General features: G+C 46.3%; 21 protein-coding genes and 1 other annotated feature. Of the genes, 16 read left to right on the top strand and 5 right to left on the bottom strand.

Translation table 11 applies throughout. From position 1 onward, the window contains the following. Positions 1-187 precede the first annotated feature (187 nt). Positions 188-1303, bottom strand: a complete 1116-nt coding sequence (locus ACE3K2_RS13395; RefSeq protein WP_421891231.1) for an NADH:flavin oxidoreductase — start codon at positions 1301-1303, stop codon at positions 188-190. A 223-nt stretch (positions 1304-1526) separates the two neighbouring features. On the opposite strand from ACE3K2_RS13395, the gene ACE3K2_RS13390 reads away from it, so the two are divergent. The 8 genes from ACE3K2_RS13390 (at position 1527) to tyrS (ending at position 9459) form a co-directional block, all read left to right on the top strand. Beyond that, positions 1527-2108: a TetR/AcrR family transcriptional regulator gene (locus ACE3K2_RS13390; RefSeq protein WP_421890666.1), complete on the top strand. Its 582-nt coding sequence runs from the start codon at positions 1527-1529 to the stop codon at positions 2106-2108. A gap of 65 nt (positions 2109-2173) precedes the next feature. Continuing rightward, entirely contained in the window at positions 2174-2473 is a 300-nt protein-coding gene (locus ACE3K2_RS13385) for a Dabb family protein (protein ID WP_421890664.1), read from the top strand. 46 nt (positions 2474-2519) lie between these two features. Continuing rightward, entirely contained in the window at positions 2520-3305 is a 786-nt protein-coding gene (locus tag ACE3K2_RS13380; RefSeq protein WP_421890661.1) for an NRDE family protein, read from the top strand. A 314-nt stretch (positions 3306-3619) separates the two neighbouring features. Further along, positions 3620-4936 (top strand): nucleobase:cation symporter-2 family protein, encoded by a 1317-nt coding sequence (locus ACE3K2_RS13375; protein WP_421890658.1) that lies wholly within the window; start codon positions 3620-3622, stop codon positions 4934-4936. Positions 4937-5279: 343 nt separating this feature from the next. Continuing rightward, positions 5280-6749: a protein adenylyltransferase SelO gene (locus ACE3K2_RS13370; RefSeq protein ID WP_421890655.1), complete on the top strand. Its 1470-nt coding sequence runs from the start codon at positions 5280-5282 to the stop codon at positions 6747-6749. 91 nt (positions 6750-6840) lie between these two features. Next, positions 6841-7284, top strand: a complete 444-nt coding sequence (locus ACE3K2_RS13365) for an Imm63 family immunity protein (protein ID WP_421890652.1) — start codon at positions 6841-6843, stop codon at positions 7282-7284. A 20-nt stretch (positions 7285-7304) separates the two neighbouring features. After that, the gene (locus ACE3K2_RS13360) at positions 7305-7754 is read left to right on the top strand and encodes a DMP19 family protein (protein WP_421890648.1); all 450 of its coding nucleotides are present in this window, start codon (positions 7305-7307) and stop codon (positions 7752-7754) included. 98 nt (positions 7755-7852) lie between these two features. Continuing rightward, positions 7853-8080 (top strand) — a binding site (T-box leader). 116 nt (positions 8081-8196) lie between these two features. Further along, positions 8197-9459, top strand: coding sequence for a tyrosine--tRNA ligase (gene tyrS / locus ACE3K2_RS13355; protein ID WP_091011938.1), 1263 nt, complete (start codon positions 8197-8199; stop codon positions 9457-9459). Positions 9460-9559: 100 nt separating this feature from the next. Here the strand turns inward: tyrS and ACE3K2_RS13350 are convergent, their stop codons facing one another. From ACE3K2_RS13350 to ACE3K2_RS13335, 4 genes are all read right to left on the bottom strand, one after another. After that, on the bottom strand, positions 9560-9838 hold the full coding sequence (locus ACE3K2_RS13350) for a YxcD family protein (protein ID WP_017687903.1): 279 nt from the start codon (positions 9836-9838) through the stop codon (positions 9560-9562). Positions 9839-9843: 5 nt separating this feature from the next. Further along, positions 9844-10347 (bottom strand): hypothetical protein, encoded by a 504-nt coding sequence (locus tag ACE3K2_RS13345; RefSeq protein WP_124116370.1) that lies wholly within the window; start codon positions 10345-10347, stop codon positions 9844-9846. A 98-nt stretch (positions 10348-10445) separates the two neighbouring features. Beyond that, positions 10446-11012 (bottom strand): PadR family transcriptional regulator, encoded by a 567-nt coding sequence (locus ACE3K2_RS13340; protein ID WP_017687905.1) that lies wholly within the window; start codon positions 11010-11012, stop codon positions 10446-10448. A 172-nt stretch (positions 11013-11184) separates the two neighbouring features. After that, positions 11185-11760, bottom strand: a complete 576-nt coding sequence (locus ACE3K2_RS13335) for a beta-class carbonic anhydrase (protein WP_421890644.1) — start codon at positions 11758-11760, stop codon at positions 11185-11187. Between the two features lie 350 nt (positions 11761-12110). Here ACE3K2_RS13335 and ACE3K2_RS13330 point away from each other — a divergent pair, with 350 nt between their 5' ends. The 8 genes from ACE3K2_RS13330 (at position 12111) to mutS (ending at position 22916) form a co-directional block, all read left to right on the top strand. Further along, the gene (locus tag ACE3K2_RS13330) at positions 12111-13625 is read left to right on the top strand and encodes a carboxypeptidase M32 (protein WP_421890641.1); all 1515 of its coding nucleotides are present in this window, start codon (positions 12111-12113) and stop codon (positions 13623-13625) included. Positions 13626-13784: 159 nt separating this feature from the next. Beyond that, positions 13785-14789 carry an ABC transporter substrate-binding protein gene (locus ACE3K2_RS13325; RefSeq protein WP_421890639.1) on the top strand — a complete coding sequence of 335 codons (1005 nt, stop codon included), beginning with the start codon at positions 13785-13787 and terminating at the stop codon, positions 14787-14789. A 28-nt stretch (positions 14790-14817) separates the two neighbouring features. Then, entirely contained in the window at positions 14818-15612 is a 795-nt protein-coding gene (locus tag ACE3K2_RS13320; protein ID WP_421890636.1) for an ABC transporter ATP-binding protein, read from the top strand. A gap of 38 nt (positions 15613-15650) precedes the next feature. Then, positions 15651-16442: an ABC transporter permease gene (locus ACE3K2_RS13315; protein WP_253442648.1), complete on the top strand. Its 792-nt coding sequence runs from the start codon at positions 15651-15653 to the stop codon at positions 16440-16442. A 348-nt stretch (positions 16443-16790) separates the two neighbouring features. Next, positions 16791-17768, top strand: a complete 978-nt coding sequence (locus tag ACE3K2_RS13310; protein ID WP_091029278.1) for an aromatic acid exporter family protein — start codon at positions 16791-16793, stop codon at positions 17766-17768. Between the two features lie 75 nt (positions 17769-17843). Further along, positions 17844-18404 carry an outer spore coat protein CotE gene (locus ACE3K2_RS13305; RefSeq protein ID WP_062835006.1) on the top strand — a complete coding sequence of 187 codons (561 nt, stop codon included), beginning with the start codon at positions 17844-17846 and terminating at the stop codon, positions 18402-18404. Positions 18405-18608: 204 nt separating this feature from the next. Next, the gene (locus tag ACE3K2_RS13300; protein WP_421890633.1) at positions 18609-19859 is read left to right on the top strand and encodes a putative amidoligase domain-containing protein; all 1251 of its coding nucleotides are present in this window, start codon (positions 18609-18611) and stop codon (positions 19857-19859) included. Between the two features lie 246 nt (positions 19860-20105). Next, a complete protein-coding gene (mutS, locus tag ACE3K2_RS13295) occupies positions 20106-22916 on the top strand; it encodes a DNA mismatch repair protein MutS (protein WP_421890630.1) in 2811 nt (936 codons plus the stop codon). Positions 22917-22933 lie beyond the last annotated feature (17 nt).

Here is a 22933-nt window from a genome sequence, read left to right as displayed (position 1 = left end):
TGCAAAGAAGGAATTTTCTTGAACGATATTGCTATTGCTCGAAGGGTTTGATCGTACAGATATCTCCAAAAACAAATTACCCGCAATCCCGGAGGGAAAGCGAGCCCTTTGCATAGTATAGTTGATTCATGAGTTCAAACCTACATATATGGGAGAAAAAAATGTCTGGAACAATAAGTTATTGTTCTTAGTATAGCGTAGCCAGTGCTTCAGGTGTAAAGTCCTGAATTTCAGATACGCGGCCTTCGCGTATTTTGGCAGCCCATGCCGGATCACCAAGGAGTGCACGTCCGACCGCTACCAGGTCAAACTCCTGTTGCTCATATCGCTTCATAAGTTCGCTCATCCCCGGATGTTTGACTTCATCGCCTTCTGCTCCAGGCTCATCTGCCATGCCTACAGAACCGACCGTTATCGTGGTTTGACCACTTAGCTTCCGCACCCACCCTGCAAATCCAAGATCAGATCCTTCAAACTCGGGCTCCCAAAAGCGTCGTGTGGAGCAGTGGAAGATATCTACACCTGCGTCAACCAGCAAACGGAGGAATTGTTCCAGTTGTTCCGGTGTGTCGAATAGTCGGGCTTGATAATCATTCATCTTCCATTGGGAAATCCGCATTGCAATAGGGAAATCAGGACCTACAGCAGCACGAACTGCCATGACAAGTTCAATCGCAAATTGAGTTCTTTTCCGAAGGTCACCACCGTAGCGGTCTGTTCTCCTATTCGTCGTTTTCCAGAAGAACTGATCGATCAGAAAACCGTGTGCACCGTGAAGCTCAATTCCGTCAAAACCGATGCGTTGCGCATTAACGGCTGCATCAGCATAAGCTTGAATCACCGTTGCGATCTCTGCCTCCGTCATGGGCGAACCTACTTGAGTACCTTCCATATCAATTCCCGATGGACTTAGTGATACAGCTTCCGGGTGTGGATCAGATCCAGAAGGACGAACGATGCCCATGTGTAAAATCTGAGGAAAGATTTTGCCGCCAGCATCATGAACTTGTTTGACCACTTCAGACCAGCCTTGGAGAGCTGCTTCTCCATACATATGAGGGATTCTAGGCTCACTTGATGCAGACGGATGCTCAATAGTTGCGCCTTCGGTAATAATGAGTCCAACACCATGCTCGGCACGTCGACGATAATATGTGGCTACATCGGGGCCCGGGACACCATCGGGGGAGAAGGATCGAGCCATGGGAGACATGACAATGCGCGAGGACAGGGTTAGCTTTGCAACGGTGTATGGTTGAAACAAACGCTCTGTAGAAATAATGTTATATTGTGGATTACTCAACATATGCACCTCCATTATGTTGTACCTCTCAGTGGGTACGAGTGCTATGTTAACAATCCCAACAAGCCTACTCAACCAACAGTTTTATTGTTTTGTTGCTTAAGCGAAAGACACGGATTATTGTATGGTGTCTTTGCACTTACTTTCACTTGTTGAACCAATAGCACTTATCTATAATGAAGGAGTCTAGGCAAATATGTTGTGTACAAAGGAGGATTGGGACATGTCCGGTGTATTGTCTCCAAACTCGAACGATCCGCGTGTCATTCGCACTCGGCAATTAATCCTTGATGCGTTTTTGCACCAATTAAATCTTAAAAATTTCAACAGCATTACGATTCAGAATATTACGGAACAAGCCACAATTAACAGAGCCACATTTTACGCCCATTTTCAGGATAAATATGCACTGCTTGAAGCCTTGTTATCAGATGCTTTTATGGAATATGTTACGAAAAGGGTAGACCCGGATGCCCGGATATCAGCAGAAACGATACAGCAACTTATATTTTCATTATGTGATTATCACGTCTCAAGCAATAATTGCATCAAGAAATATGAGACGGTTGCACCGATAATTGAAGAAAACATTAAAACACAGCTGGAACAATTTCTGCTTGAACTCATGAGCAAAGTGGCGAAGCGTGTAGATCTCAAAACGCTGAAAATAACGGCAACCATGCTAAGCTGGTCGATCTATGGAATGACGTATCGTTGGAATATGGATGGAAGACAGGAATCGCCTGCTGACTTGGCTCAGCGAGTTGTTCCCTATATGATGGGCGGATTGGAATTGTTGAATTAACTTGATGAGTTAACTTCATGAATGAAATCGCATTACTATTCGATGGACAGAGGAGAAGTGACAAGATGATTGAACATTTGGTTGTTTTTAAATTTAACGATAAAACTACGCTAGCCAAACAGCAGGAGCTGGTGGACCAGTTGCTCGCTTTACAGGAACAAATCCCGGGGATTATCGCGTTGACCGCAGGGATTAATGTAACGGAAGAAACAGACCGTATTCAAGGTTATACGATTGGATTGAGAGTGACGTTTGCAGATCAGGACGGACTGCGTGCTTATGGACCACATCCTGCCCATCAGGCATTTGTAGCTTCACTCGATGGTTGGGTGGAAGATGTCATTGTCGTTGATTATGCGATATAAAGCTGCAATTATAGAGGTTTGACGACTATAGGAGTTGAAGATTCCCATGTGTTTAATTTTATTTGCGTACAACATGCATCCAACGTATCCGCTTATACTGGGATCAAACAGAGATGAATTCTATCACAGACCTACGGCTCAAGCACATTATTGGGAAGATTACCCTCAAATATTGGCAGGGCGAGACTTGTCAAAAATGGGAACTTGGATGGGCGTAACCACCGGTGGGCGTCTGGCTGCAGTTACGAATTATCGTGATCCGAATGAAGAGGTGCATGCCAAGGGCTCAAGAGGAGATCTGGTTGCTGACTTTTTAAAGGGAACGTCCACACCTGAGCAATATATCCAACATGCGGAGCAAAGCCGAGATCATTATCCTGGCTACAATTTGTTAGTGGGTAATCCGGAGAACCTCTATTATTATTCGAATGTGGGTAATGTCGTGATGAAGTTGAAACCGGGAATATACGGGATTAGTAATCACTTGATCAATACAGATTGGCCCAAGGTGAAACGTGGGAGAGAAGGGCTGGAGAAAATTATCCAAGGGAAAAACGTGGACGAAGATACTCTTGCTGAACAAATATTAGGTTTGCTGCAAATGGCAGATCCTTCCGTCGACGAACTTCTGCCTCATACAGGTGTTCCATTGGAGTGGGAACGTTTGTTATCACCCATCTTCGTTAGAAGTGAGAAATTCGACTATGGGACCAGAGCTTCATCCGTTGTTCTGATGAACAGAGAAGAAGTGTGTTTCACGGAGATGGTTCACCAGAACGGAGAGGTCATGGAGCAACGTTTTAACATTAAGCCTCTCAACTGGACAAGCTGAGAATATGAAATAAAGTGATGTCCAGAAGTTATATTTTTACATGAATAATTGAAGTGAACTGCTCATTGATCTTTCTTTTCTTTGGCTGTCAAAGCGCACTTTCAAATTTTCTGTGTCAGCTAACATAACGCCGATTAAACGGTATGAGAGTGCCTTTTGTATAAGATGCCCAATTATAGTTGTGCTCTTTATCTCTTGTCACAATTCTATGTTATGAATCATGGAACTTCCCTGAATAATTTATATAATGTGAATCAACATAACATGATTTTGCAGCGGTTCAGTTGATTCTAATTTCAGGGGGGCAACGTGGGATGAAAGAAACGAAAAAGATGAGAGTATTTTCACTGGGGATTCAGCATGTACTCGCGATGTATGCGGGAGCAATTCTGGTACCTTTGCTTGTGGGCAGAGCACTAAATCTGACGGCAGAGCAGTTGGCGTATCTGGTATCCATTGACCTGTTAACGTGCGGGATTGCAACCTGGCTTCAGGCTCGGAAAGGGAAGTATCTGGGTATTGGCTTGCCAGCGGTGCTCGGAAGTTCTTTTGTAGCCGTGACACCCATGATTGCGATTGGATCGCAATACGGAATTCCTGCCATATATGGGTCGATCATTGCAGCGGGTTTGTTTATCGTCATCTTTGCCGTGTTTTTCAGCAAAATCGTCAAATTGTTTCCACCCGTTGTGATCGGTACAGTGGTAACCATCATCGGTCTTGCTTTAATTCCAACCGGCATTAAAAACATGGCGGGTGGAGCAAACAGCGAGAATTTTGGAAGTTTGGACAATTTGGCCTTATCTTTTGGCGTATTACTTTTCATTCTAATTCTGAATCGATATGCTCGCGGTTTTGTGAAATCCCTGGCTGTTCTCCTTGGCATTATTGTGGGGACCCTCATCGCAGCCTTCATGGGAAAAGTGAATTTTACCGCTGTGCAGGATGCCTCCTGGTTCCATTTGCCCCAACCCTTTTACTTCGGATGGCCTACCTTCGAAATTGGCCCGATCATTACAATGATTATTGTAGGTACGGTTGTGATCATCGAATCAACAGGTGTATTTATGGCTTTGAGCAAAATCTGTGATCAACCCATTAACGAGAAAGATCTGGCACGGGGATATCGAGCTGAAGGTCTCGCGTTTATTCTCGGCGGCATATTTAATGCTTTTCCATACAATACCTTTGCACAGAATGTTGGTTTGGTTCAGCTCTCGAAGGTGAAAACGACCAATGTTGTTGTTGCAGCCGGAGGTATTCTGATCTTTCTGGGACTCATTCCAAAGGTAGCTGCTTTTGCAACCATTATTCCAAGTGCTGTCCTCGGAGGAGCGACGGTTGTCCTGTTCGGGATGGTCGTCTCATCCGGGATCAAAATGCTGCAAAACGTCGACTTTGGCAAACAATCCAATCTGTTAATCGTGGCTTGCTCCGTTTCTCTTGGACTTGGCGTTACCGCTGTACCCGATCTGTTTGCCCAGCTTCCTCAAAGTATTCGCATCATTGTGAGTGACGGTATTATTACAGGAAGCTTGTCAGCGATCCTGCTCAATGTGTTCTTTAACCTCGGTTTCAAAAAAGAAAGCTTGCCTGTACAACCCGTACAGGTTCAGGAAGCACACACGTAATTCTTGAAATAACATACATGTCATCGTGTAGACGGAGTAGATCCAAGACGGTTTTTCTGGGAAGTGGAATGAAAGGAATTGACTCCACTTGCCAGAGAGGCCACTTGGATTTTTTTTGTCAAACCTACGATGAGTTAGTTCCCACATCAAAGTTACTGTTCATGAGGAATGCAAAAGGGATGTAAATATGCTAAAGTTTCATCAAGAACATTTTAGATGTTCGTTTAAGTCAACAACCTTTTGAATTGAATTTCCATGCGACTACATAAATGAGCATTGCTTCACAAGGCTAAAATAAAACCAAGGGATATCCCCTGGATACAGAAAAGGAGTTGTGAGCACCATGCAACAAGAGACGTCGAACAAAGGCTGGAATTTGGACAATAGTTATGCGCAGTTACCGCAACCCTTTTTTACAAGTCAGGGCGCAGTACCTGTTGAATCACCAAAGCTAATCATTTTTAATAGACTGCTTGCATCCAGTCTGGGGCTGAATGTGGAATCTCTTGATAGTGATGAAGGCGCACAAATTTTTGCAGGGAACCTGATTCCGGAAGGGGCCGAGCCCTTAGCTCAAGCCTACGCAGGACATCAATTCGGCAATTTTAACATGCTTGGTGATGGACGGGCTTTGCTGCTGGGAGAACAGATTACGCCACAGGGCGAGCGAGTGGATATCCAGCTGAAAGGTTCAGGAAGAACACCCTACTCCCGTGGTGGAGATGGACGGGCTGCTGTAGGGCCTATGTTGCGTGAATATATCATTAGTGAAGCGATGTATGCACTCGGTATTCCCACAACACGCAGTCTGGCGGTGGTGTCTACTGGAGAAAACATTATTCGCGAAACAGAGCGGCCTGGGGCGATCTTGACCCGTGTGGCTTCGAGTCATATCAGGGTGGCCACCTTTCAGTACGCAGCAAGATGGGGGTCTATAGAAGATCTTCGGGCGTTGGCTGATTACACGTTGCATCGACATTTTCCTGAGGTTGCTCAAGCCGAAAATTGTTATCTTCTGCTCCTTCAGGAAGTGATTAAGCGGCAGGCGGCTCTCATTGCCCAGTGGCAGCGTATTGGTTTCATTCATGGTGTGATGAACACCGATAACATGGCCATTAGTGGTGAGACCATTGATTATGGTCCATGCGCCTTTATGGATGTTTACAATCCGTCAACGGTATTTAGCTCCATTGACAGACAAGGTCGCTATGCTTATGGCAATCAACCTTATATTGCAGGATGGAATTTGGCTCGATTTGCGGAGACACTTCTGCCGTTGTTGCATGAAGATGAAGAGCAGGCGGTGCAACTCGCGCAGGATGCCATCGCACAATTTTCTGAATTGTACCATCATCACTGGCTCAAGGGGATGCGTGCCAAACTGGGCTTATTGGATGAAGAGGCCGAAGATGAGGCATTGATCAAGGATCTTCTTGAACTTATGGAGAAGCATGGTGCAGATTACACCAATACGTTCCTGGCTTTGACCTTTGATACATTGGAAGGAACAGCTTGGTTTGGCACGTCAGAATTTGCTGAATGGCATGAACGTTGGCAAGCCAGATTGGACAGACAGCAAGGAGAGAAGGAAGTCTCTGTACAGTTGATGCGAACAAACAATCCAGCCGTCATTCCCCGCAATCATCGGGTCGAAGAGGCGCTTGAGCGAGCAGAGAATCATGGAGATCTTAGCGTGATGCAGAAGCTTTTGGCTGTTCTTTCAGATCCATTTGCGCATTCACCCGAACAGGCTGAATATGCTGAACTACCTGCACAATGCAATACTTCGTACCAGACTTTTTGTGGGACCTGATTGAACAGGATGAAAGAAAAGGCTGCCTTGGGCAGCTTTTTCATTTTTTAGATATCATCATCGATGTTACTTCTATAGGCAGGTGTATTCATTGTCCAACATCTTAAGCAAACAACAATTAGCTGAGATCCTTTTGCAGTTGTTAGAACGAACATCTTTCCCCAGGGAACAGATGGAGAAATATGTTAACCGCTTGTTCGAGACCTTAAAATGGGATGGTGTCCCCTATGTAGAGAGCGGAAAAAATACATATACGGTTCGAATATACGAACGTGGTCTCGTCTCGTTGGAGAAACGGATGAAACAGTCAGACGAAGTCATCTACTGGTTGCTGGAGGATATTATTTTCACTGCGACGCATGTACAATTGATGGAAAGACATGGCGTGGATAATATACGGACGCATCTGAACTATTCAGATGAAGTGATGGAGGAACTGAACAGGGGCATGCAGGAAGCCTTCCAACAGATCGGTGATCCGTATTTCCAATGGCATCAGACGGGTAAACGCCAGGAGTTAGAGGGCATGAAATAGGGAAAAGTGAGGTGTGGCACGTGAGTGAGCAAGATATCCATGATGTCTGGTATGACTATGCCGTATCATTTGTCGAAAAAAAGAATGAATCTGGACAAGAATGGGCTTCGTTAACTTTGAACGAGCAGGAAATTGCTGCTCTATGGCTATTGGAGGCAGATGTCTTTAATGGCGGTTTGATTCAGTTTTTCTGCAACTGGGGGGAAGAGGTATACCGTTACGCGTTGCGGGCATTACATACCATTGGTGCGACTCAAGTCGTGGAGATTATAACGTCAGCATACGGCTGCTTGGAGCATCTGAAAGAGGATGAAAGGCTTACTGAACTGTGGAATATTCCTAAATTACTGACAAAGGAACAAGAGGATCAGTTAGATGCGCTGGATCAGCAATTTTGGAACAATGAGGATCAGATCGCGGAGAAAGCCTATGGTTATTATCACGGAAAATTGAACATGATGATTATATAAACTGGTTTCAATTATGCATCCGTTGTTTGTTCAAAGATTGCATACTTGGTCTTGCAATGACTTGAACGTTCGGCTATACTTGCTATAAATTGAATACATGAATCACGTTGATAGAGCGCAGTAGCGGCTTTGTCCCTGTTACAGAAAGTCAGGGGTTGATGGAACCTGATACATACAAGGGCTGCGAATTACACTCTGGAGTACTTGGGTAATGCCAAGCGGATGGGCAAACGATATATTGCCAAAAGTGGTATGGATAACGTGTTAAGGTTATGTGTTGTTCATGCAATTTGGGTGGTACCACGGTTATGATAATCGTCCCTGTGTCTAATGAAGACAAGGAGGCGATTTTTTTGTGTCCAAAAAAGCCGTTCCAGCGTGTAAATTCGTAATTTAACGTAGATCATGACTGAATTTTGAGGATGGAAAAGGGGTTATACGAATGAATATTATTGATGAACTACAGTGGCGTGACGCCATTAACCAGCAGACGGATGCAGAGGGATTACGTGAATTGACTGAAACGAAGTCCGTTTCTTTGTACTGCGGTGTTGACCCTACGGGGGATAGCATGCATATCGGACATCTCATTCCCTTCATGATGCTGAAACGGTTTCAACTGGCAGGACATCGTCCAGTCATTCTGATTGGGGGAGCTACAGGCACGATTGGTGATCCAAGTGGTCGTCAGGCAGAACGTTCTTTGCAAACGATGGAGCAAGTGCAGGAGAATGTGGATGCACTGACAGCACAGATGAAGAAGTTGTTTGTAACAGACGGTGATAATCAGGTTCGCATGGTGAACAACTACGATTGGACGCACAAAATCAATGTCATTGAATTCTTGCGTGACTACGGCAAAAACTTTAACCTCAACACCATGCTGGCTAAGGATGTCGTTGCGAGCAGACTGGAAGGCGGAATCTCGTTTACCGAGTTTTCCTACCAGATCCTTCAATCCCTCGACTACCTGCACCTGTTCCAGAACGAAGATGTACAGCTTCAAATCGGCGGTTCCGATCAATGGGGGAATATCACGAGTGGTCTTGATCTGATTCGTAAAAAAGAAGGATCTGAAGCGAAGGCGTACGGTCTGACCATTCCGCTCATGCTCAAATCCGACGGTACGAAATTTGGTAAAACAGCTGGCGGCGCAATCTGGCTTGATCCGAACAAAACGACACCATTTGAATTCTACCAGTTCTGGGCGAATACAGATGACCGTGACGTGATCAAATACTTGAAATACTTTACCTTCCTGAGCAAAGAAGAAATTGAAGCTTTGGCTGAAAAGGTAGAGACAGAGCCGCACAGACGTGAAGCACAGAAAGCACTCGCGGAAGAAATGACAAAATTCGTTCACGGGGAAGAAATGCTCGAACAGGCTAAGCGTATTACAGCGGCGCTGTTCAGTGGTGATATCCGTTCCCTGACAGCCGATGAAATCGAGCAGGGTTTCAAGGAAATGCCAACATTTGAGACGGACGGCGAAGCCAAAAATATCGTGGACTGGCTCGTGGATCTGGGTCTGGAGCCATCCAAGCGCCAAGCGCGTGAGGATGTTACCAAAGGTGCAATCTCCATGAATGGTGAGAAAATCACGGAGCTTGAATTTACGGTGTCCGCAGAGCATGCCATTGGCGGTAAATTTATCATTATCCGTAAAGGTAAAAAGAATTACAGTCTGGTTAAACTTCAATCCTAGTACAGTACAAACTCCAGAAACAAAAAGACCGTCTTCCATCTCTGTCAGGCGACAGAGCGGAGACGGTCTTTTGTATAACAGGTCATGGCTTGACCTAATATTATTGATTGACGATCGCTGTGATCTCTTCATCCAGATCAAGTCGTACGTTCTCACGGTACGCCCGGATGTTGTATTCACTATGCAGGTAACGAAGAATCGCTTCAATCATATTGGACTCCACCAGATATTGACTGCGGCCTTGAATCCATACTTCAGCGGAATAACCGGTATCTTCTTCCCAGCTCAGTTCTACGTTCACATCCGTTGGACGTACACCCTTACGTTCTGCCATATGAATACAGATTGCATTCACAATTTCATCCATGCTCAGAACCATAGAGATTAGTACCGTCCGTTTCTGTTACGGTCATCATCACGATCATTGCGGCGGTCATAACGGCCATCCGCTGCAGGTTTACGACGATTGGAGATGGCTCTGAAGAGTGCCATAGCCAGCATAACAATCAACATGATTGCTGCAACGTTCACGAGCAATCCAAGGATGTTACCCAGGGCGCCCATGCCACCGAACAGTCCGCCAAACATCATACCAGCAAGACCACCAAGCATCATGCCTTTCATGAAGCCACCGCCACCGCCGAAGAATCCACCACCACGGGTTGCGGCTGCACCAGTACCGGAGTTATTACCGGAATTGGATTGATTCACGTTGCTGTTGGAATCGGATTTCTTAGGTGTGTTGGTATAACTTTTTGTACCGGATTTGAATCCGCCACCACGTCTTGCATCCGCAGAATCCGGATTTGTTACTCCCACTGTTGCGAACAATAATGTAAAGGCCATAAATACCATCATTAGATGTTTAACTCCAAATTTTTTCTTCATTGTAAAGATCGTAACCCCCCGATTAATTTGTTTGAACACCCAAAAATGGGCCTTACTCAAGTAATACGGTCAACTTGCAGGAACGTTTCAAATTTTGATTAAATTTCTGAAACGCTTGGACTTGGGTCTTGAATTGCAGCTTGGCCATCAAGTAATTGGGTAACCCAGTTACACCATTCAAGCCCTGTTTGCGCATGCATTAAACCTTTTTGTACCAGGATGTAGCTTCCAAAATCTCGGTTGCCTACACGAAGATTATCCAGAGGTATACGTGACTTCAAATCCTCGAAATAACGTATGCGTTCCATAAACCAGCTTTTACGCTCATTCAGAATGCGTCTCATGCTTCCGTCTTCCGCTATGCCGACGCACAAAATACGCAAATTAAATTCATCGCGTGTAACCGGTGCGGTAACAGGAGTAATCATCCATTCCAAGAGCTTCTCAATGCCTTTTTCCGTAACTGCGTACATTTTCTTGTCCGGTTTGTCAGACTGTTGTACCCAGCGGGAGGCCAGTAACTCATCGTTTTCCATCTTGGACAGGAGGGGGTAGATCTGGCTGTGTTTGGCCTGCCAATGAGGCTGAATCTTCAGCATCAGATCATAACCCGATGACTCCTCGCGGGTAAGCAGCCCGAGCAATCCGTAGGAAAGTATGTTCATGCACATGTCTCCTTAATATTAGGGCTAGGTCAGAAAAATAAACGATTTTAATTTCTTTGACCGCTTTCATAAAAAGTGTACACTGAAACTGTATGGTTTGACAACCTGACAGAGCAACTGCCTTAATTTAGACAAAAAAAGTGCGAACCATAAGGTCCGCACTCCAAACCATTTAGAGAGATGCCTGTTGTCCATACCCCTCAGCGACAAGATTAAGCTCACCTGTGGCAGAATCGATAACCATGCCGTGAACGGGTACATTGGGAGGAAGTAATGGATGCTTCTTGATTACGTCCACGGTTCCTTTTACCCCTTCTTCAACGCTGTCAAACCCGCGCAGCCACTTTTGCAGACGAATGCCGGAATTTTCAAGCGTAGACATGACCTCTTCGGAAATTCCACGTTCCGTCATGTGACCAATCATCGTTTCAGCATGCAGGGAAGCCATACCACATTCTGTATGACCTACCACCAACACCTCGTCAGCGCCCAATTCATAGATAGCAACCAATACAGAACGCATAACACTACCAAAAGGTTGGGAGATAATTGCACCTGCATTTTTGATGATTTTTACATCGCCATTTTTCAGGTTCATCGCTTTCGGCAGCATCTCTACAAGACGGGTATCCATACAGGTGATGATGACCATCTTTTTGGTTGGAAACTTGCTAGCCGTATACTTCTCGTATTCTTTAGTCTCGACAAATGATTTGTTGTAAGCCAAAATCTCTTGAATGTTGTTCATGTCCATTGCCTCCTGTTATCCAATACGACGAGCACGGCCACTTGCAATTGATGCAGCTTGTCCTACGCGCCTTTACTTTAAAAGTATATCACCGTCAGCAGATGGCATTACTCCAACCTTTTAGAAGTTGTTCAAAAAGTCCACTTTTGATTACAAGTCATGTCTGAGGGCATCATCAGCATTGAAGTTGAAATGCATTTCTATCTTCTCGGTAATGAAAACCAGACTTTTTGAACACGTATCTTCAGGAGGATAATGCAATTTGCCTCTGTTAAAAGTTGATTATACGCAATGCAAAAAGTATCATCAATAGGGTACATACATTTTTTTTGAAGAGGTGGACGTTAACAATGGATAAACAAACACAGGAACATCTGGAATCCTTCCGTAATCTGGCTCGTAAAATCAAGAGTTACCATGAAGCCATTGGTTTGCTTCACTGGGATCTGCGTACAGGTGCGCCGAAAAAAGGCGTTCCGACTCGTTCAGAGACGCTGGGTATGTTGTCCACGGAAGCATTTAAGCTGCAAACCTCGGCTGACATGAAAACTTACCTTGATGTATTGACTACTCCAGCGGTATTGGAACAACTCCAAGATATAGATCGTCGTCTGGTTGAAGATTGCAAGAAAGAATATGATCGCAGTCAATCCGTACCACCTGAGAAAGTACAAGCCTATACCGTGCTTGCGGCCAAATCCGAATCCGCATGGGAAGATGCCAAGCATAACAGTGATTTTGCAGGTTTTTCGCCATATCTGACAGATATCGTTAAGCTCAAACAAGAGTTTATTGATTATTGGGGTGTAAAGGATACGCGTTATGATACGCTGCTTGACATGTATGAACCGGATCTGACCGTTGAGAAAGTGGATGCTGTATTTGCCCGACTCAAAGCACGTTTGGTACCTTTGCAAGAGAAGATTAATGCTTCGGACAGCAAACCAAATACAGAGTTCCTGAATCAGTTGTTTGACACCAAACAGCAGGAGAAGTTCAGTCTGTTCATCCTGGAACAAATGGGTTATGACTTTGAAGCTGGACGATTGGATGAGAGTGTTCATCCTTTTGCAACGGGCCTTAACCCTGGTGATGTGCGAATCACGACACATTATCTGCAAGATGATGTAGCAAGCGCAGTCTTCAGTTCACTGCATGAGGGCGGACATGCCCTATACGAGCAAAATATTGATGACAGTCTGGCAGGTACTCTTCTTGCTGAAGGAACGTCCATGGGGATTCATGAGTCTCAGTCCCGTCTTTGGGAAAACATGATTGGTCGCAGCTTGCCATTCTGGACACGTTATTACCAAGATCTGCAGCAGCATTTCCCGCAATTGAGCGAGGTTGAACTGGAAGATTTCTATCGTGCAATCAACCGGGTGGAGAGTTCACTTATTCGGATTGAAGCGGATGAACTGACGTATAACCTGCACATTATTATCCGATATGAGATTGAGAAAATGTTATTCAACGATGGCCTCGAAGTGAAGGACCTGCCAGAGACCTGGAATGCAAAATACAAGGAATACCTCGGTATTATGCCAACGAATGATGGAGACGGCGTTCTTCAGGATGTTCATTGGTCTGGTGGCGACTTTGGTTACTTTGCTTCGTATTCTCTGGGCAATATGTATGCAGCTCAAATTCTACATACATTGCGAAAGGAAATGCCGGAGTTTGATACCCTTATTGCCGAAGGTAATCTGATTCCAATTAAGGAATGGCTTACAGACAAGATCTATCGGTATGGCAAAAGCCGCACACCTTCCGAATTGATTGTTGCCGTAACGGGTGAAGAGTTGAACCCGGATTATCTTGCCGATTATCTGGAAGCCAAATACGCTGAGATCTACAAGCTGTAGGTATCCCTTAAACAGCATATTGAATAACAATTTGAAGAGCTAGAGAGTCGGGCATGATTGCCCGGCTCTTTTTTGCATTCAAGTTCTTAACCTTTTGCTGGGCATCGGCATATCCATAATAGAGAGAAACTGCTGAAACCAGTGAAGGAGGGAAACAACATGAAATATACGCCATGGTTCGTCCGGGGCATCGTTATTCTGCTGATTATCATTGTGGCGCTCACCAGCTGTAACAAGGAAGAGAATGAAGCCAAAATTACGATTGGCGAAGTGACTCGTTCGGTATTTTACGCACCGGAGTATGTGGCCGTGGCTCAAGGCTTTTTTGAGGAGCAGGGACTTGAGGTGGACATTCAGACGACTGCTGGCGGTGACAAAACGATGGCAGCATTACTCGCAGGTTCGGTGGATATCGCACTTGTAGGAGCAGAGACGTCCATATACGTCTATCAGCAGGGAGCGGAAGATCCGGTCATTAACTTTGCCCAGCTCACCCAGACGGATGGTACTTTTCTGTTCGCTCGTAACACGGAAGGCAGCTTTGATTGGGACCAACTGAGGGATTCCACATTTCTCGGTCAACGCAAAGGCGGCATGCCACAAATGGCCGGAGAGTTCGCTCTCAAAAAACATGGCATCAATCCGCAAAGTGATCTGGAGCTGATACAGAATGTGGATTTTGCCAACATTGCGTCTGCTTTTGCCTCAGGCACGGGAGATTATGTTCAACTGTTCGAACCCCAGGCATCGATTTTTGAACAAGAAGGTCGGGGCAAGGTTGTTGCATCGTTCGGAACAGAAAGTGGTCTTCTGCCTTACACCGTCTTCATGACGAAACAGAGTTATCTTAATGACAATAAGGATATCGTACAGAAGTTTACAGATGGTCTGCACAAAGCGCAGACATGGGTGGACTCCCATACGGCTGAAGAGATTGCTGAAGTTATTTCTCCTTTTTTCAAAGACATCGATCCAGCCATTTTGGTAAGCAGTGTGAACCGTTATAAGGAACAGGGCAGCTATGCAACGGACCCAATTATTGATGAGGAAGAGTGGAATAATCTGCTTGATGTCATGAGTGCCGCCGGCGAGTTGAAAGAACGCGTGGATTTGAATGCAATTGTGGATAATGCCTATGCGGAAGAAGCTGCGAAATCAAAGTGATGGGTATTCAGGAAAGGAAGTGAGCAGAATGCCTGAATCCGAAAGTGTGATCCGACTGGAGGGGATCTCTCAAGTATACGTCAGCGAGCGGGAAGCTTCATTGGTGATTGAAGACTTGAGTCTGGAGATCCAAAAAGGAGAGTTTGTCAGTCTGGTTGGACCGAGCGGATGCGGTAAAACGACACTGTTGTCGATCATCGCCGGGCTGCTCACACCCACTCGAGGAGAGGTCAAGGTTAAAGGGAAACTCGTTGGTGGCCCTTCAGCACAGATTGGTTATATGCTTCAACAAGACTACCTGTTTCCATGGCGGACCATTCTGGATAATTCATTGATCGGTCTTGAACTGACAGGCAGACTGGATGAACGGAGCCGTGAGCGTGTACGGGAACTGCTGGTAAGTATGGGGCTGGCCGGAACGGAGAGTCAGTACCCTTCAGAGCTTTCAGGAGGTATGAGACAGCGAGTAGCCCTGGTGCGCACGCTGGCGACAGACCCAGGAATTTTATTGCTGGATGAACCCTTCTCAGCACTTGATTATCAAACCAAGCTGCAATTGGAGGATCTCGTCTCAGATACGTTAAAACAGTTTGGCAAAACCTCTGTACTTGTCACCCATGATTTGTCTGAGGCCATTGCGGTCAGTGATCGCGTCATTGTACTTGATCGCAATCCTGGCCGCATCCGTCGTGAATTTATCATTCCCGATGGAATTCGAAAGGCCCAGCCCTTCCATGCCAGGGAGCAAGAAGGGTTCAATGAGCTGTTTCAGGCATTATGGAGTGAACTGGACCAGCCCGGGGGAGGTGAGAAAGACGCGTGAATCAAACGAATCCGAAGCAGGAAAAGCGTGACGAATGGATGGGACAGCTGCATCGGAATCATATTCAGCAAGTGGCCAGATGGCGACACCAAGTGCTTGCCGTACAGTTATCTATGCTCGTATGTATGTTCTTGTTATGGGAAGTGGCAGGCAGACTTCGTTGGATTGATGTACTGTTATTCAGTTATCCAAGTAAGATTTTTGCTCAGATCGGCAAGGACATCGCTAGTGGCGAATTATGGGCTCATGTTGGGGTAACCGTAGGGGAAACGGCAGTTGGTTTTTTGCTGGGAACACTCGTTGGAACCTTGCTCGCAGTTTTAATTTGGTGGTCTCCTTTTTTGTCCAAAGTGCTGGACCCCTATATGGTTGTGTTTAACAGTATGCCAAAGGTAGCCCTTGGCCCGATCTTTATTGTTATGTTTGGCGCGGGTTTCACGGCAATTGTTATGACTACGTTGTCCATCACGGTCATTATTACAACACTGGTGGTGTATAACAGCTTCAATGAAGTGGATCCCAATTATATTAAAGTGATTCGTACGTTTGGTGGAGAACGTTCCGAGATTTTTACCAAAGTTGTATTGCCCGCTTCTTTTCCAGCGATTGTATCCACTTTGAAAGTGAACGTGGGCATGGCCTGGGTGGGTGTAATTGTGGGTGAGTTTCTGGTCGCCAAACAAGGGCTCGGTTATCTCATTATCTACGGATTCCAGGTATTCAACTTTACACTTGTATTATCAAGTCTGTTAATTATTGCAGCAGTTGCAACAGCCATGTATCAACTTGTTGTCTATGCAGAACGTAAAATGCTGGCTGGCCGCAGGTGATTCGGACGTGTTTTACTCGTAATGTGACCGGGTATCATATGTATACAATTTCACAAGGGGTGTCACGTTGCCCGATACCGAGAAATCAAGTACCATATTTAGTATGAATATTCCGCACAGATCCGGAATGAATGCGATGATTGGAGAAGAGGGCCTTGAGGTTCTGTCGCAACGATCTAACTTGCCAGCGTCCCTCATTCGGGGCGTGTTGCTGTGACCGGCATGCATGCGCATGTCGGTTGATGTCGTCTAGGTTACATTTGGATGAGACATACTAGTCATGATAAATGAATGAGGCGACGAGCTGGCTAAGAATTTTTTTGCAGCTTAGAGGAGATGGAATGTTAAATGGGTTTTAGGGTAATAAAAACCGCAATTGCCGCATTAATGGCCGTGCTGATTGCGGACTGGTGCGGCTTGCCAGGACCAACCTCAGCGGGATTGCTTGCCATTCTCGGGGTGGATGTAACGAGAAAACGAAGTATTCGTACCATATCGGCCCGATTTTTTGCTTCAGTAGTTGGACTTTTATTTGCAAGTGTACTTTTTCACTTTCTAGGCTTCCATTACTGGGTACTGGCCGTATACATATTGATCGCATTCCCGGTTATTGTCCGGGTTGGCTTCAAGGAAGGTATTGTAACAGGTTCAGTCGTAGTGTTTCGGGTGTTCGGCGGCGGGGAAATGGACGTGCATGTTGTCCTCGTACAAATTGCTTTGCTTCTGATTGGTCTTGGTTCCGCAATGGCGGTTAATCTGGCCTATATGCCGGCAGCGGATCCACAGATGTTACGCATTCGCAAACGAATCGATGAACTCTTTTCGAAGATTTTCAAGGAATTCGCAGCCACGCTGCGTAATCCCAATGAAGCATGGGCGGGGAGAGAGCTGATTGAAGCGGATAAAGCGATTCTTGGCGGTATTGATGCAGCCAAGCGTTCTCTGGAGAATCAGGTGATTCATCCGAATGAGGAATGGAGTGTCTACTTTTATATGCGCAAAACGCAGCTGGACTCCATCCAGCATATGATGCATCTGGTGTCCCAGATCTATCAGAAGATGCCACATGCGGAAATGGTGTCGGAGCTGTTCGATCAACTTAGTCAGGATGTTCTTACCGAATCTTACACCGGACGAACTGAAAAACTTCTTGCGGATGTGCAAGAAGAATTCAAACGTATGGAACTGCCGGATACAAGGGAAGAATTCGAGATTCGTTCCGCAATTCTCCAGTTGTGCCGCGAACTCGCGCTGTATCTGAAAGTCGCGAAGAAGGACAAAGCACCGTCCCCAATCTCGGACCGGTCCCAATCTACAAACGAATAATAGAAAATAGTTGTCACCCTAGACGAATGCCCTGCATACACTTGTAGTGAATGATTGTATGGAGGAGGTTTAAAGATGTCATTGAGTCATAAACATCAATGTAGAGAGATTATCACGAAGGCGATCTGCGGCAAAGGTCGTAAGTTCTCTACCGTAACACATACCGTGACTCCGCCAAATGGTCCGACAAGTATTTTGGGGGCTTGGATTATCAACCACCAATATGAAGCCGTATCAGCGGGTGACGGAATTGAAGTTATTGGTACTTACGATATCAACATTTGGTATTCCTATGACAAGAATTCGCAGACGGATGTAGCCAAAGAAACGGTCTCGTATGTAGAACATGTGCCTTTGTCCTATCTGGACCCGAAACACCGGACTTCCACAGTGGAGGTATCTGCGGATGCAACGCAGGAACCTAGCTGTGTGGAAGCCACAGTATCCGCAGGTGGAAGCAGTGTAATTATCCGGGTAGAACGGGAATTCGCTGTGGAACTCGTTGCCGAAACCAAAGTTTGTGTAAAGGTCTGCACAGATGGTTGCGGTGATTACGAAGACAAGGACTATGACTTTGGCAGTGGCGATGGAGATTATGACGATCTCGATCCCGATCTGCTCGACGATGAGCTGTGAGTTTGATTCATCATGTATTTGTTAACCTAAGGTATCATATGCGCCAGAAGGCGCGATGAAGAGGGCGTAAGCCCTCTTTCTTCTTAAATATTGAAAAATGGGTGTTAACGAGCCTCGCCATATGCCTGGAATACCTTTCACGGGAAGGCTCCGCATTGCGGGGTTATTTTTATTTTAATTGCATGATCCGGGAGGGGGGACGTAATGAATGTGATGGAACAAGCGGAGGAGGCATTACTCCGATATGAAAAGATGACTTCTGGAGAGCGTGCAGAACGGTTGAAACAGGCAGGCATTGAAGTGTTGTCACTGCATGATCGGCGCAAACGCGAACCAGGCTTGCGTGTACGCTATGATGCAGAGATAAGCTGCCTGCAGGCGATTCGGATCAAGCGCAAGGATACCAGTGGCATGGGAGGGGCACAGGAAACGCTGTTGGAGCGTGAAGTGAGTTCAACCTTGTTCAAGCGTATAGAGCGACTTGCGATCAAAACGCTGTACACGCTGGGACTGGATCATGGAGCCGTTCGAATGGAATCCTCAGGGAACGGGGGGTGTGCAGTCATTGCGATCGATCCGAGTCCGTGGAAAGGGGTGACCAACCTTGCGGCTACCTACAGGGAAAGCTGGAAGCAGCATCAGGAACTGCTGGACGAGGAGCGTAGTCACAGAACCGCGCCCATCCTCGGCATGGACCCCGAGTTTCTGCTGGTGCAGATGCCGGAATCCAAAATCGTACCCGCCTCCAGATTTCTTGAACGTACCGGAATGGCAGGCTGTGATTCCGTGACGATTGGTGGCCGGCGCATATATCCGGTTGCCGAATTGCGACCCGCTCCCAGCTCCGAACCACGAGAGCTATTGGCTCATCTGATGAGGGCATTTGCAGCCGCTTCCCGCAGCATTAGTGATCACTCGCTCATCTGGCAGGCAGGAGGGATGCCACAGCGGGGGTTACCTTTAGGCGGTCATATTCATTTTAGCGGCGTGAATCTTACCGGAGACCTGCTCCGCGCACTGGATAATTATCTGGCCTTACCACTGGCATTTCTTCAAGATCCGCGTGGATCGGGAAGACGGCCGCGTTATGGAGCACTTGGTGATTTTCGCCTGAAATCTTACGGTGGGTTTGAGTATCGTACGTTACCGAGCTTTCTTGTGTCGCCCCTTGTTGCAAAGGGTGTTGTGGCCTTGGCAGGTCTAATCGCGAGCGGGTATACTCAATTACGGCAGCGTCCGTTGGAGAAAGCGGAGGTTCATACCGCTTTTTATGAAGGAAGGCGCGAAGTGATCAAGGAATACATTCCAGCTTTGGTAGATGATCTGAAGAGGTTGGATGGATATGCACGTTATGAAAGGTATGCATCTCCGTTACTCCTTCAATTTAAACTGGGAAGAACCTGGGATGAGAGCCGGGATATCCGTAAACTCTGGAATATTCGGGCAGGTTCATGAAGAACGCACGTTTTTTTGATATAATAAGAAACAAGTCATTTTTAGTGCGTGTTCAAAAAGTCGCGGACTTATTGAACAACCTTTATAAGTGGTAATTACGGAAGATATGGAGCAGCAACCCTTGAAGGAACTGGCGAATAGCCAACATATAAGGCGGAGGCGCAAAGACAGTGCCTGACCGTCTTATTGTCCTTCCAGGACGCGTTTCTTCCTGACATTATAGGAACGGGATGGAGGATATTCATCATGGCTCAGTATACGCCAATGATTCAACAATATTTGCAAGTGAAAGCCGAAGCACAAGATGCTTTTTTATTTTTTAGACTGGGTGACTTCTATGAAATGTTCTTCGAGGATGCGATTAATGCAGCTCGTGAACTAGAAATCACGCTGACCGCACGCAACGGGGGCGCGGATGACAAAATTCCAATGTGTGGTGTACCTTATCATTCGGCTGACAATTACATACAGCGTCTGATTGAAAAAGGATATAAAGTTGCGATATGTGAACAGATGGAAGATGCGAGTGTAACTAAAGGTATGGTACGACGCGAAATTGTACGTGTGGTTACACCCGGAACGGTAATGGAAGGTAAGACACTGGGGGACAAGTCCAACAACTACATGGTCTGCCTTACAGGTAATCAAAATACGTTGGCACTCGCAGCCTGTGATCTGTCAACGGGTGAGTTGTATGTGACATCCGTACCCTACTCCAAGGAATGGCTGAAGGATGAAATCGGCATCTACGAACCATCGGAGCTGGTAGGTGATGCTGCGCTGCTTGAAACAGTTGAGGCCGAGGCGTCACCAATCGGTCGCCCTGTGGTCTACACATCATGGACAAAGAATAAGGAAGACCTGGTCCGTCAGCAGTTTGGCGAGGCCGTATGGGCAAGACTGGAGCCTGAACGTCAAGCGTGCATTGCACGACTTTTCTCCTATTTGAGTGAGACACAGAAACGTTCTCTGGGACAATTAACTCAAATCTCAACGTATGAGCCGGATCATTATATGATCTTGGACCCATTTACCCGCCGGAATCTCGAATTGGTGGAAACCGTGCGTGAACGCTCCAAAAAAGGTTCATTACTCTGGTTGCTTGATCGGACGGAGACGTCCATGGGTGCAAGAATGCTGCGTCGCTGGGTCGATAAGCCATTATTGCAAAAGGGGAAGATTAATGAGCGTCTTGAAGCAGTGGACACGCTGTACAACCAATTTATATTGCGTGAAGACCTGCGGGCAGAACTCAAAGACATCTATGATCTGGAGCGCTTGGTAGGCCGGATTGCGTTTGGTAATGCCAATGGTCGTGACTTGAATGCGCTCAAATCATCACTGGAGAAAATTCCAGGACTTCGTCAACATTGCGCAGGATCATCTTCCGCAACATTGCAGCATATTGCTGAAACGATGGATGATTGCAATGATCTGTGTGAAGCGATTGGGCAAGCCATTGTGGACGAGCCGCCTGTATCTGTAAGGGACGGAGGTCTGATTCGTGAAGGGTACCATGAACGTCTGGATGAATTGCGTGAGGCTTCGGTCAACGGAAAACAGTGGATTGCCGAGCTGGAAGCGCGAGAGCGTGAAGCGACAGGCATTCGATCGCTGAAGATTGGATATAACAAAGTGTTTGGTTATTATATCGAGATCACCAAGTCCAATCTGTCCGCGTTGCCAGAGGGGCGTTATGAACGTAAACAGACACTTGCCAACGCAGAACGTTACATTACACCGGAGTTGAAGGAAAAAGAGACGCTGATTCTCGAAGCTCAGGACAAAATGGTTGATATTGAGTATGGATTGTTTGCAGAACTGCGTGAGCGGCTGAACAATGAGATTGCAAGACTGCAGAAGCTTGCCGAACAGGTAGCCGAGATTGATGTGTATCAATCTTTTGCGGTGATCAGTGCTGAGCGAAACTTTGTACGGCCTACGCTGACCGACGGTTATGATCTGGTTGTGGAGGAAGGACGTCATCCCGTTGTCGAAGCGGTCATGCGAGATGGTGCATTTATTGCCAATCACACGGCAATGACCAAGGAAGAGGCGCGTATTCTGCTGATTACTGGACCAAATATGGCGGGTAAGAGTACGTATATGCGACAGGTCGCTTTAATCTCCATTTTGGCTCAAGTGGGTTGTTTTGTGCCTGCAGGTCAGGCCGAAGTGCCGATCATGGATCGCATTTTCACACGGATTGGTGCTGCGGATGATCTCATAGGCGGACAAAGTACATTCATGGTGGAGATGGCCGACATTCAGGTCATGACGGACAAAGCGACACCACGCAGTCTGATTATTATCGATGAATTGGGACGGGGAACGTCAACCAGCGAAGGTATGGCGATTGCTCAGTCTGTTATAGAATATGTACATGATATTATCGGTTGTAAAGCCCTTGTATCTACACATTTCCATGAGCTTGCTCATCTGGAGGAGAGTCTGGACAAGTTGGCCAACTACTCCATGGCGGTACAGGAGAGCGGGGACAAGGTTAATTTCTTGCGCAAATTGATTGCCGGAGCAGCCAGCAGCAGTTATGGTATCTATTGTGCACGCCTTGCAGGTCTGCCTGATAGCATTATTGAGCGGGCGAATGGACTGTTGCATGGGTTCGAACATGCGGCTGCGCAAGTAGCTGTGGGTAGTGAATATATCGGGAATGAGAAGCAGGAAGCAGGCCAGAATGTAAAAGGTGTAGAATTCCGGAACACGGATTCGGCTTCTATGCTCCGGGAGCATGATACTGCGGAAAGTGCAGATCACACACCTTCTATAGAAGATTTAGCCGGGGCTGGAACGTCGCATACCAAGAAATCAAGCAGCAAAGGACAGTCCAGCGCAAACCATTCGGATGTGGTTCAACTGTCCATCTTTGGAGATGATGAGCCGGACGTGGCAACGAAAACGGATGTAGCTGTAGTGGAAGATAAGCCAGCACGAGAATTCATCCGTACGATGAAAGATATCGATGTCATGAATATGACGCCTCTTCAGGCGATGCAGATACTAAACGATCTCAAATTGAAGGCACAGCAATTATCCTGATAATAAGGGAGGGGAAA

This window comes from Paenibacillus sp., from assembly GCF_048976745.1.
In the GTDB taxonomy this organism is placed as follows: domain Bacteria; phylum Bacillota; class Bacilli; order Paenibacillales; family Paenibacillaceae; genus Paenibacillus.
This window is presented reverse-complemented; position numbering and strand designations above follow the sequence as displayed.